At 55.1% G+C, this 12645-nt stretch carries 6 protein-coding genes and 2 pseudogenes; 6 read left to right on the top strand and 2 right to left on the bottom strand.

Annotation, left to right across the window (positions count from 1 at the left end; genetic code table 11):
* Positions 1-142: 142 nt before the first annotated feature.
* Positions 143-340, bottom strand: a pseudogene (locus tag ACA056_RS14150) (S-(hydroxymethyl)glutathione synthase); the annotation flags it as partial.
* Between the two features lie 457 nt (positions 341-797).
* Here ACA056_RS14150 and ACA056_RS14145 point away from each other — a divergent pair.
* The 4 genes and pseudogenes from ACA056_RS14145 to ACA056_RS14130 all read left to right on the top strand — a co-directional run.
* Positions 798-1922, top strand: a complete 1125-nt coding sequence (locus ACA056_RS14145) for an HDOD domain-containing protein (protein ID WP_497273447.1) — start codon at positions 798-800, stop codon at positions 1920-1922.
* Between the two features lie 265 nt (positions 1923-2187).
* Positions 2188-6738: a PAS domain S-box protein gene (locus ACA056_RS14140; RefSeq protein WP_497273446.1), complete on the top strand. Its 4551-nt coding sequence runs from the start codon at positions 2188-2190 to the stop codon at positions 6736-6738.
* Positions 6738-7688, top strand: a complete 951-nt coding sequence (locus tag ACA056_RS14135; RefSeq protein WP_497273445.1) for a diguanylate cyclase — start codon at positions 6738-6740, stop codon at positions 7686-7688. The genes ACA056_RS14140 and ACA056_RS14135 overlap by 1 nt, the downstream gene beginning before the upstream one ends.
* 43 nt (positions 7689-7731) lie before the next feature.
* Positions 7732-7968 (top strand): annotated as a pseudogene (locus tag ACA056_RS14130) (inositol monophosphatase family protein); the annotation flags it as partial.
* Between the two features lie 454 nt (positions 7969-8422).
* Here the strand turns inward: ACA056_RS14130 and ACA056_RS14125 are convergent.
* On the bottom strand, positions 8423-9325 hold the full coding sequence (locus tag ACA056_RS14125) for a LysR family transcriptional regulator (protein WP_497273444.1): 903 nt from the start codon (positions 9323-9325) through the stop codon (positions 8423-8425).
* A gap of 337 nt (positions 9326-9662) precedes the next feature.
* Here ACA056_RS14125 and ACA056_RS14120 point away from each other — a divergent pair, with 337 nt between their 5' ends.
* Together ACA056_RS14120 and salA are read left to right on the top strand one after the other, a co-directional pair.
* Positions 9663-11003, top strand: coding sequence for an MFS transporter (locus ACA056_RS14120; protein ID WP_497273443.1), 1341 nt, complete (start codon positions 9663-9665; stop codon positions 11001-11003).
* Between the two features lie 176 nt (positions 11004-11179).
* Positions 11180-12463: a salicylate 1-monooxygenase gene (gene salA, locus ACA056_RS14115; RefSeq protein WP_497273442.1), complete on the top strand. Its 1284-nt coding sequence runs from the start codon at positions 11180-11182 to the stop codon at positions 12461-12463.
* Positions 12464-12645 lie beyond the last annotated feature (182 nt).

Here is a 12645-nt window from a genome sequence, read left to right as displayed (position 1 = left end):
CGAGCGTTTTTTGCGCTTTGAGCTGGACAGCCGTTGCTTGCGCCGAACGCCACGGCGAGAACCTGTGGGTACGATCCGCTCAGCTGAGATTTTCGGGATATCGGGGCCGCGGTCCGACGAAGAAACCGCGGCGGCCGATCAATCAGGCGGCGGGGAGCAAGCCTTTTTGTTTGGCGACATGAGTCGCCATTGCGTCCATCAAGTCCGGGGACAGGCAGTCGTAGGGCTCCAGGCCGATCTCCCGCAGGCGCTCACGGATGGCCTTCATTTGCGCTGGCGGTGTGCCGGTTTCGATGATGGAGGACACGAACGCCGCGAAGCCCGGCGCAGCCCTGCCTGTCACGCCTGGCTACAACTAGCATTTTGCGGTCATTCGACACGGGGCCCCTCAGTAGAGGTCAGATCATTCCCTGGGGAGTTGTAATAAAACCATTCGGAAAAATGGGTTGAGTGTCGTGCGGATCGGTAGCCAATACCATTTGAGTCCAGCACATTTTGGGAGCAGTGAGCAGCAGGACGGAATCACTGGAGCAATTCCGCTATCGCAGCATTCATGCATTACCCCCTCCTGCCTATATACCTGCGAGCTGTTTGCTTGCTTGTATAGTTCGCCGGCGAGGAATAGATTCGGTTGTGAACCTTTTTACACCAAAATTGAAATGGATATCGCCGTGACTCAATCTCGATTCCTCGCTCACAACCGCACTTCCTGACGTCAGCGACCTCTACTTCGTCGTCGAACAAACCCGGGCCGCAAAGCCTTTCGAAATGGTGCATCAATCCAGTGCGGTGACCGAATGCGCGTGATGATTCTGGATGATGACCCCTGGATAGCAGGCCTTCTGAAACAGCTGGTTTTGAGCATCCGCCCGCTGGCGCAAGTCGATTGCTTTGGCGATGTTGCCAGTGCCTTGTATGCCTGGCAGCAGAGTGCCTACCAGATGGTTATGGCAGACTGGAATCTACCGGATGCCAGCGGTGTAAGCCTGCTGCAAACGATTCGTGCACAGGATCTGAAAATACCGCTGATTATGATCACCGGGCGTTCCGATCGAGAAAGTGTCTTGGCAGTCAAGTCTCTGGGAATCAGCGCTTTTTTTACCAAGCCGTTTCAAGTCTCGCGTGTCGTTGAATGCCTCAAAGCGCTCCTTCCTGCCGATACGTTTGTGCAAGTGCCCGCTGTTAATGATGAAAACCTGATCAACTATCTTAGTGGATTATCCACCCATGAACTGGACCTGCCGTTACTCGCTCAGGTGAAGGAAAATCTCCAGCGTGGATTTGGGGGAGAGCAGTTGGATATTCGCGAATTGGTCCAGGATTGGCAGCATGATCCGGCGCTGTGCGCTCATCTTATTGGGGCAGCCAACAGCGCGGCTTATCACGGAGTGGGCCAACCCTGCACCAGTTTGATCGATGCTATTAAACGATTGGGCGGGGTTACCAGTGTGAATCTGGCGTTGAGCCAAGCCCTGCGACAGGCCAATACCCAAACCAATGGGGTGCTGATGACCTGTATGCAGTCTTATCTGGATGATGCCGAGGGCCTGGCTGAGCAGGTTGTTTTCCTGGCTCGACGATGCAAGCTGGATCCCACGCCACTCCAGAGTGCTGCGTTGCTGCACCGGATAGGCGAACTTTGTGTGCTTTACCAAATCCAGAAGTGGGAGGGCCAGGGACATAGGGTGGATGAAGAAGTGCTCACCCACGCCCTGCGTGATTTCGCCGCCCCCTTTGCCATCAAGTTGAAAGCCTCCTGGGGACTCCCTCAAGCACTGCGTGAGTTGATAGGCGCGATATATGCGTTGCCTCCCATGCAGGTACGCCGCGAACAAGTGGTCATGCGCCTTGGGGCTGCTATGAATAATAGAGAGCCTGAAGCGGACCTCGAAAGACTTCAACGAATGGCGGGCTTGGCCTGAGAGCATTCGAGGACACAGACAGGGCATCTCACCACCGAAAAGCGGGGCGAGGATTTTTTGTTATTAAACAAGGGATGTGCGAGGCTCAAAGGAATGCGTAACAAGTCGTTTATCTATATTTCCGTCCTATTCCCTTGGCTCAAATATGAACATCTTTATCCACGGGGTTCATGGTTAACGTGATGCATACGAACTAAGTTATAGACGCTATCAACAGGGTTCGAACTTTAATATTGAAGGCTTGAAGGTCTTCTGTAATGGGACAATGCGGGTGAGAAAACATAAGTTTTTTGCATTGAGCTGGGGAGTAGCTATCACTCTGGTGGTGGGGTTAGGGGCAAGCATTCTGGGCGCCTGGATCCTTGAACGCGTCAACGAACAGCAGGCTCAAGAGGCGGTCGCGGCGGCTACCGAGGAAGCCGCAGAGTTGGTTTTAACTCGCCTCAATCTTTACCAATACGGATTGCGTGGCGCTCGTGGAGCGGTGCTGATAGCGGGTGAGCATGGCATCAGCCGCGAAGTTTTTGGCCAATATCACCAAGCGCGCGACCTCGCTGCCGAGTTCCCCGGCGCAAGTGCTTTGGGCTTTATCAGACGAGTACCGGAGCGCGATGAACGCGAGTTTCTCAAGTCCGCTCGGTCCGATGGCAAAGCTGGTTTCTCCATTCGTCAACTCTCACCCCATTCAGGTGAGCGTTACGTTGTCCAGTATGTCGAACCGGTTGAGGGTAACCAGGCTGCAATTGGCTTGGACATAGCTTCGGAAACAGCGCGGCGAGAGGCTGCCCAATCCTCGATACAGAGCGGTGTGGCACGGATAACCGGGCCCATCACTTTGATACAGAACACAGCGAAACCACAGCAGTCTTTCCTGGTGTTGATGCCCATCTTTCGCGGCGGAGAGACTCCGGCGACCGCTGTTGAACGAGAGACAGCAGCGTTTGGCTGGATCTATGTCGTGTTGCAGACAGAGCAGGTACTCAGAGGCCTGCGCATAGAAAACGAGACGGTGCATCTGCGATTGAGGGATATCACTGTCCCTGGGCAAGAGAAGCTGTTTTATGAAAGCACCAACGACTCGGTCAGCCGTGAAACGCTGATGACCCATCAGTTGGAGCGCGAGGTATACGGGAGGCGATGGCAAATCGAACTCGACGCGCATCCGTTGTTCATCCAGCGCCTGCATCAGGTTTCACCAACAGTCGTCCTGTTGCTTGGTGGTCTGCTCACTCTTCTATTGGCTACTCTGGTGAGTGTTGTGAGTGTCAGCCGTCAACGCCGGCGGCAGATATTCGCCGAGCAGGCAAGGCTGGCCGCCATTGTCGAAAGCTCGGCCGATGGCATTATTGGAAAAACACTCGATGGCATCGTCACCAACTGGAACAAAGGTGCCGAGCACCTTTTTGGCTATACCGCCGAGGAGGCTGTGGGCCAGACACTGGTCAGTTTGGTTGTTCCTGAGGAGCGTGTCGCTGAGGAAGCTCATATCCTTGCGCGCATAAGGGCAGGGGAGCGTATCGCCAGCTTTGATACTCAACGCCGTCGCAAAGATAGCCGGCTGATCGATGTCTCCGCCAGCATTTCACCGATTTATGGCGAGGGTGGTCGCGTCATTGGCGCCTCCAAGACGTTAAGGGATATCTCGGCGAAAAAAGCAGCAGAGGCCCGAATTCTCGAACTCAATTCCAACCTAGAGGAGCAGGTTGCGCAGCGAACGTCCGAGTTGCGGCATCTCAATCTGTTGTTGGGTACTGTGCTGCGCTCGGCCACTGAGGTCTCGATCATTGCGACAGATCTTGATGGTGTTATCCGTGTGTTCAACAAAGGCGCCGAGCATTTGTTGGGTTATGACGCCGATGAGTTACTGGGAATAAACACTCCAGCGCTGATCCATGTGCCCGAGGAAGTCGCTGCTCGTGGCGTAGAACTGAGCGAGGAGTACGCTCAGGCGATCGACGGTTTCCATGTGTTTACCCATAAACCTGAGCTTGAAGGCCCGGAAACCCGGGAGTGGACTTACATACGTAAGGACGGCTCGCGGTTTCCTGTCACGCTGGTGGTCACCTCCATGCGCGATGACGATGGGAAATTGAGCGGTTATCTAGGCATCGCGGTAGACATCACCGAACGGAAAGCGGCAGAAAAGGAGCTGGCTGCGAGCCTGGAGACGACGCAGAAACAACGTAGTGAACTGATGGCGGTACACGACCAGTTGCTGATGGCTGCTGAAGTAGCCGAACTGGGCGTCTGGTCCTGGACGTTGGCGGACAATGCCTTGCAGTGGAATGATCGCATGTTCGAGTTCTACGGTCAGCCACTGACATTGCGCAATAATGGTCTGGGTTATCAGCACTGGTATTCGCGAGTTCACCCCGACGATGTGGTGGCAGCAGCTGAAAAGCTGAGTGCCGCAGTCGAGGGGAGGGGTGTGTACGACACCATTTTCCGTGTCGTTCGCCCGGATGGCCAGATTCGCTTCATACAGGCAGGCGCGCAGGTCGAACGTGGTCCGAGCGGTGCGGCTTTGCGTGTGACGGGTATCAATCGGGACATAACCTCCCAGCGCGAGCTGGAGTCACATCTGCTGTACGCCAAGGAACAGGCCGATACCGCGAGTGCCGCCAAGTCTGCCTTCTTGGCCAACATGAGCCATGAAATTCGCACGCCGATGAACGCCGTGTTGGGCATGTTGCAGTTAGTGCAGAACACTGACTTGAATGGTCGTCAACTCGACTATGTGACCAAAGCACAGTCCGCTGCGAAATCACTGCTGGGCTTGCTCAATGACATTCTTGATTACTCCAAGATTGAGGCCGGCAAGCTGCAACTCGATGTGCACCCGTTCGAACTCGAACCGCTCATGCGTGATCTCGCCGTTGTGCTGACCGGCAATCAGGGCCAGAAAGAAGTCGAGGTCATGTTCGACCTGGACTCCAATCTACCCAACGACCTGATAGGCGATAGCCTGCGGCTGCAACAGGTGCTGATCAACCTGGCGGGTAACGCCCTCAAGTTCACCATGGAAGGCCAGATCGTAGTCAGCGTCGAGCAACTGATGCGCACGGAAAGCTCTGTGAGCTTGCGCATCGCAGTTTCTGATACCGGTATCGGTATCAGCCCGGAGCAACTTCAGCGCATTTTCGAAGGATTCACTCAGGCCGAGGCTTCAACCACCCGCCGCTTTGGCGGTACTGGTCTGGGCTTGGTGATCTGCAAGCGGTTGGTCAGCTTGATGGGCGGTGAACTTCAGGTGGAGAGCCAGCAGGGTGTGGGAAGTCGCTTCTGGTTCGATATTACCCTGGATATAGCGCCCAGTTCGCTGCTGAGATCTGACAGCCCTGGAGTCGATGTGTCCATACGGATACTGGTGGTCGACGACAACGCCATGGCGGGTGAATTGTTGTTGCGAACCGTTCATGCATTAGGGTGGGAGGCCGACCTCGTGAGTGGTGGCACGCAAGCAGTGGAATGGGTGAGAAACGCCCAGACGAGAAGCGAGGCCTACGACGTGGTACTGATGGACTGGCGGATGTCCGATATGGATGGGCTGAGCGCTGCACAATTGATCCATCAGCAGGGCAACGGCGAACCTCCTCCAATGATCATTATGATTACCGCTTACGGCCGAGAAGTGTTGGCCGACGCAAGCGAGATGGGAGACGCTCCCTTCGTGGGGTTTCTCACCAAGCCTGTCACGCCCAAGCAGTTAGCCGACGCCGTTCAGCGAGCACTCAGCGGCAAAGGCCTTGCGCAGTCACTCCCGTCCAAGTCAACTGTTGAAAGGCCGCGGCGCCTGGCCGGGCTGCGGCTATTGGTGGTGGAAGACAACATGCTTAATCGGCAGGTTGCCGATGAGTTACTGACAGGGGAGGGCGCTCAGGTGACGCTGGCTGAAGGTGGGCTGGAAGGTGTGAGCAGGGTGTTGGCTGAGAAGGTGCCCTTCGACGCCGTGTTGATGGATATCCAGATGCCGGATATTGATGGCTTGGAGGCGACCCGTCGCATTCGATCGAATCCACGTTTTGCATCGTTGCCGATTGTGGCGATGACCGCAAATGCCTCCAATACCGACCGTGAGGCCTGTCTTGCTGCGGGGATGAATGAGCATGTCGGCAAGCCCATAGATCTGGAACAACTTGTCGCAACGCTGCTGTTTCAGGTGGGCCGCACTGGCAGCCAAGCATCTTTAGTGTTGGGACAAATAATGACTCGAGAAGGCGTTAACGATTCTCGTGCATCAATCATTGATCGTTTTGGTGGTGACGTCGAGTTGATCCGCAACGTGCTGAAAAACTTTGGTCCTGAGCTGGAAAAACAGCTTGTCCGGTTAAGCGATCAGATCCAGCACCAAGACGCATCGGGGGCCGCTTTCGTGCTCCATTCCATTAAAGGCAGCAGCGGCACCATGGGTGCCAAGGCACTGTCGCTGCGGGCCGGCGACTTGGAGGAGAAACTGAAATCCGCAGACGCTGAGTCTGTAGCGCGCATCTTTGCTGACGCAGCATGGTTTGATGAATTGAGCAGGTTACTGCAACAAAGCCTCGAGCAGATGAATGTCGACTTTGGTCAGAGCCCGAGCGCAAAGGTCTGTGTTGACTCCGAATCGATGGCGCTCACGGAATGGCGAGAATCTCTTAAGGAAATTTTGCTGTTGCTGGAAGCGGGCAACCTTCAAGCCATAGAGCTGGCAGACGCATTGGCGTCAAAAACGCCGCAATCCCTGCGCCCACAGTTCGACGAACTGGTTGTCATGGTGCAGTCGCTAGACTTTTCCGCTGCGATGCCGATTGGTCGTGAACTGTTGAGATCTGCCTGATGGAACAATCGATGGAAACCTGGTTACCACATCCCCATAACCGTCCAAAACTCCTCATTGTCGACGACCAGCCGATTAACATCCGGGTACTCCATGAGTTATTTCGTGAGGACTGTGATGTGTTCATGGCCACCAGCGGTGAGCAGGCGATCACGGTATGCCAGACCCAACTACCCGATCTGATTCTGCTGGACGTGGTTATGGAGGGCGTGGACGGACATGAAGTATGCCGTCGACTCAAGGCTGACCCTGCGACCCAGGACATCCCCATCATATTCATTACCGCACATCAGCAGGAGTCGGATGAGGTACTAGGTCTGGAACTTGGCGCGGTGGACTTCATCAGCAAACCCATCAATCCAATCATTGTTAGAGCCCGTGTGCGAACACACCTGACCCTGAAACTACAGAACGATCTACTGCGTTCCATGGCATTAATGGATGGCCTTACTGGAGTGGCTAATCGACGTAAATTCGATGAGGACATATTGGTGGATTGGCGCCAGTGCTTTCGAGATCAAAAGCCGCTGTCGCTCATAATGATGGATGTTGACTTTTTCAAACGCTATAACGACCAATATGGTCACCAGGCTGGAGATGGCTGCTTGAAATCAGTTGCCCAAGCGTTATCTGAAACGGTTAGACGCCCCTACGACCTGGTCGCTCGGTATGGTGGCGAAGAGTTTGCCTGCATCCTACCCAATACAGATCTTTGCGGAGCGGTCCAACTTGCAGAGAAAATGCAAGAGCATATCCGGGCACTGGGTATCGAGCATTCTGCTTCTGATGTAGCTCGTGTGGTGACTCTTTCTCTAGGCGTTGCAACATTGACGCCCACTGACAACCATGAATTCCAGGCGTTGATAGAAGCTGCAGACAAGCAACTTTACGAGGCGAAAAAAACTGGCAGGGCCAGGGTCTGTTCATCCTTTAGCGATGAATATCTTTAATTCTGCTTCTGTGAATAGCTCGGTTCCAAACTCTTGTCGAAGAATGCCTTCAAATGAGTGGGAGAGGGCGGGCGGGCCACGAGGGAAGGGTGACAAAGCCGAGGTTGATGTAGAAATCGAACGCGTGCTGCATCAGCACCTGCTTGAGCTATTTCCTTGTGACTTCTGGGGGGAGGAAACTGGGTATAGCCTCACAGGGCATCCCTGGTGCTGGGTCGTTGACCCAAATGACGGGACAAGCGATTTTCTCAAAGGACTTAAAGGTTCGGCTATATCAATTTTTACCACTGATTAATTTCTGCCTGGAACCCTTTCTCCAGAGAAAGCCAATCTGTCGCGAGAACGTCTGTGCTCAGTGCGGTATTGGAATATTTGTTTTTTGAAACGATGCGGCCTGTGCTCAGCGGAAATGCGGGAAGTAAAATACCGAAGCAGTAGTAGTGAGACCGGTTTGGAGTTTTACGTACCCCTAACTCTGAGAATTAGTTCGGTGCGCTAACGCTGACAATGGCAAAGCTCCGTCCAGACACATCCTTTAACTTATGGGCGATGTTTACCGTTCATGAGCGATCCATCCTCAATCGTTATTGAGTTTTTACACGATCTTTGGAGCCTAATGTTCACAGATTTATGTTCATGAGGAGCCCTCAAGTATCTATAGACGACTTCTTTCTGGAATTAGTACCGCGTCTGCCTGGCGCAGACTGAGAAGTTACTGGGACTGAGGGCACACCTCAATCAGAAAACAACTCGAACATCAGCTGGCGAAGCCAACGATTGGCTGGGTCCTTGTTATAGCGTGCATGCCAGAACAAATTTATTTCGATGTTAGGCAGTTCCACCGGAGTCGGTAGAACCGCGAGCCCAAAGGGTTGTTCACAACTGCTGGCAAATCGTTCAGGCACTGTTGCCATTAAGTCGGTGCGTTGAAGTATGTGGCCGACTGCGACGAAATGGGGAACCTCGAGGCGTATGTTGCGCTCGATGCCGGCCCGCGCCAGAAACGTATCGACTTCACCGTGCCCCGTGTTCGCCGCTACGACGCGAACGTGGTCATAACTGCAAAAACGCTCAAGCGTTAACGGTTCCCTGGTAGCCGGGTGGTCTTTACGGCAAATGCAGACATAGCGATGGTGAAACAGGCGCTGCTGAAAAAATCCTGCTTGCAGGTGCGGCAGTAATCCAACGGCAAGGTCAATCGCACCGTTCTGCAACCCTTCAGCCAAGGTATTTGAGGTGTTGCGCAGTGTACTGATCGAGCAACCCGGAGCGCGCTCTGCCAGAGCGTCCATCAGCCGCGGCATGAAATAGATTTCACCAATATCGGTCATCGCCATCGTAAATCTGTGATTGCAGTTGAGCGGGTCAAACGTGTCCTGTCGGCTCAGTGCGTCACGTAAGGTCTGAATGGCCAGGGCAACCGGTTCAGCCAACTGCCGGGCATAGGGCGTGGGCTCCATTCCTTGATAAGTGCGAACGAACAGCTCGTCGTTCAACGTGACACGCAGCCGCCTTAACGCGTTGCTGACGGCGGGCTGGGTCAGATCGAGATTATCCGCCGCCGTCGATACCCGGCGGTCGATCAGCAGTTGGTTGAATACCAGAAGAAGATTGAGATCAAGTTCACGTAATTCCATAACGCCTCGTGCAGATTGCGCGCTCATAAGGGCTATTAATCTTTGCCCATCGTTGGGTCTGCACCGCTCTGAAATTGCCGCTGCAAGAGCCAAAGCCTAACAAGTGCCAGACCGCCGCGTCCATCGTGAGATCGATGGGACTTTTGCTTCCCTTCGATCTTTATTCACGTTCGAAATAATGCGTATTCGCCTGGCTGCATTTATCACGGTTGACGGTTTGCCCATGATCGACTCCATGTCCAGTGCTGAACGCCCTGCGTAAAACCATTGGGCACCGCGCAATTTCCGGAGACATCAGACCCTCCGGCTCTATAACAATGACAAGAAGAGCGATGCCATGCGTACGATTGATGTATCAGCCCTGATTGACGGGGCACGTTTCAATGCCTTCCATGCGCGCGTGCTGTTCTGGTGCGCGCTTATCATCATTTTCGACGGCTACGATTTGGTCATCTATGGGGTCGTGTTGCCCTCGCTGATGGCCGAGTGGGGCCTCAGTTCGTTACAGGCGGGTGCGCTAGGTAGCTGTGCGCTGGTGGGCATGATGCTGGGTGCGTTGTTTTTCGGTTCACTGTCGGATCGTATAGGCCGACGTAAAACCATCATGATGTGTGTCGCCATCTTCAGCGCAGTCACAGCGATCAACGGCCTGGCACAGAGCCCCGAGGCGTTTGCCTTATGCCGGTTCATCGCCGGCCTTGGGATCGGGGGAGTGATGCCCAACGTTGTCGCGTTGATGAACGAGTACGCGCCAAAGAAATCCCGTAGCACGTTGGTCGCGATCATGTTCAGTGGCTACTCGTTAGGCGGAATGCTATCGGCGAGCCTGGGCATGGTGCTGATCCCACAGTGGGGATGGCAAGCGGTGTTTTATGTAGCGCTGATTCCTCTGTTGACCTTGCCATTTCTGATACGACAATTGCCAGAGTCGATGGATTTCCTTTTGCGCACAGGGCAGACCGTCAAGGCCCAAAACCTGTTGGCACAAGCTGCGCCGTCTTATGAACCAAGCGCAAACGACCAGTTGAACCAGATGGTTGCCAAAGGCACGACTGTGTCGATTGCGCAGTTATTCCAAGAGGGGCGCAAGTTGAACACCTTCATGCTGTGGTTGGCGTTTTTCTGTTGTTTGCTGATGGTTTATGCGTTGAGCTCCTGGCTGCCAAAACTCATGAGTGCTGCAGGCTATGGATTGAACTCCAGTCTGGCGTTTCTGGTAGCGCTAAACGTCGGCGCGATTATTGGCGCAGTGGCCGGTGGATGGCTGGGGGACCGCATTGGTATCGCAAAGGTCTTGTTCGCGTTCTTCAGTTGCGGAGCGATAGCGCTGAGCCTGTTAGCCCTCAAGGCGCCGTTACCGATACTTTATTTACTCATCGCCATCGCAGGGGCGTGCACCATCGGTACGCAGATCCTGGCCAACGCCTGCACGGTGCAGTATTACCCCGCGCACATACGATCGACAGGTCTTGGTTGGGCGATGGGCGTCGGGCGCACCGGAGCCATCATCGGTCCTTTGCTGGGCGGCGCACTGCACGCTTCATCACTGCCGCTGCAGGCGAGCTTTCTCATCTTCGCAGTGCCAGGCCTGATAGGGGCCATCGCTATTCTGGTGTTTCTGATTCAGAACGCTTCAAGTCGTCAGGCCGCTTCATCCAGGCAAACCGTATCGCAGTAACGATGGCCGAAACAGGCGAGCTCAAGGAGGGGCTCGCCTGGCCAATGCCTGCTCGAGCGCAAGAGTAATATTCACATCCATGATGGCATGTATGGGAGTTGCGGTATTTATCAATAGCGCTCGGATGGTGATGATTTGGTCACTCCAATAACAATCAGCCTCATGGGTAACTTGCTATGCGTACTTCTCAATCCAAACTGCAAATCGGTATTGTTGGCGGCGGTATTGCCGGCGTGGCTCTGGCCCTGGACCTGTGCCGTCATTCCCACCTGAGTGTGCAGCTGTTCGAATCGGCTCCAGCCTTTGGCGAGGTCGGAGCAGGTGTCTCCTTCGGCGCCAATGCCGTTCGTGCCATCGCGGGTCTGGGCATTGCCGAACCCTACCGCAAGATTGCCGACCAAACGCAGGATCCGTGGCAGGACATCTGGTTCGAATGGCGTCGTGGTGAAGATGCCGCTTATCTGGGCGCCAGCCTGGCCGAAGGGGTAGGGCAGTCTTCGGTACACCGTGCTGACTTCCTTGATGCCCTGGCCAGTCAGTTGCCCGAAGGGATCGCCCAATTCGGTAAGCGCGCCGTCAGCGTGGAACAGGATGCCGAACAGGCTCGCGTACTGTTCACCGATGGCACTGAGCATCGCTGCGATCTGTTGATCGCAGCGGACGGTATCAAGTCATCGATTCGTGATCATGTGCTGAACGGTCTTGGCCAACCCCTGGTGGCACCGCGTTTCAGTGGTACCTGCGCCTACCGTGGGATGATCGACAGCCAACAGCTGCGCGCCGCCTACCGGGATCGGGGTGTCGATGAGCACTTGGTCGACGTTCCGCAGATGTATCTGGGGCTCGACGCACATATCCTCACTTTCCCCGTCAAACAAGGCCGGCTGATCAACGTTGTGGCCTTCATTTCCGATCGCAGTCGCCCTGATCCGACCTGGCCAAGCGATTCTCCCTGGGTGCGCAATGCCAGCCAGGAAGAAATGCTCTCTGCTTTCAATCATTGGGGAGACGCTGCACGGGTGCTGCTCGAATGCATTCCGGCACCCACCCTTTGGGCGCTGCATGAACTCGATGAGTTGCCAAGCTACGTGCACGGCCGCGTGGGTCTGATCGGCGATGCAGCGCATGCCATGTTGCCGCACCAAGGCGCTGGCGCAGGTCAGGGGTTGGAAGACGCCTGGCTTCTGGCGCGATTGCTGGCCGATCCGCAGGTCCTGGACAGCCAGCCACAAGCGGTGCTCGCGGCTTACGACGCAATCCGTCGTCCCCGTGCCTGCCGTGTGCAGCGCACATCCTGGGAAGCCGGAGAGCTTTATGAACTGCGTGATCCAGTTGTGGCCGATGACGAACAACTGCTGAGCAAAACCCTCGCAGAGCGTTTCGACTGGCTGTGGAATCACGATATGCAGTCCGACCTTCAAGAGGCTCGTGCCCAGCTGGGTTGGCGAGCACTTGCCTGACGACTTGAGCCGACATGCATGGAGGGAGCATCCAGCGGCTCTCTTCGCAGCCAACCCCCGCGAGCGTTGCAGTGTGCCTGACAAGCCGACGTTTTCTCGACTTCGACGAACTCCTTGCACCTCGGGAGCCCCGTTAGAGATTGAGGATGTGGTGCTCGAAGCTCCACGGCCAACCGAGGTGC

Source organism: Pseudomonas sp. LBUM1666 (assembly GCF_059695775.1).
Note: the sequence above shows the minus strand (reverse complement) of the source record. Positions and strands in the feature narration are given on the sequence as shown.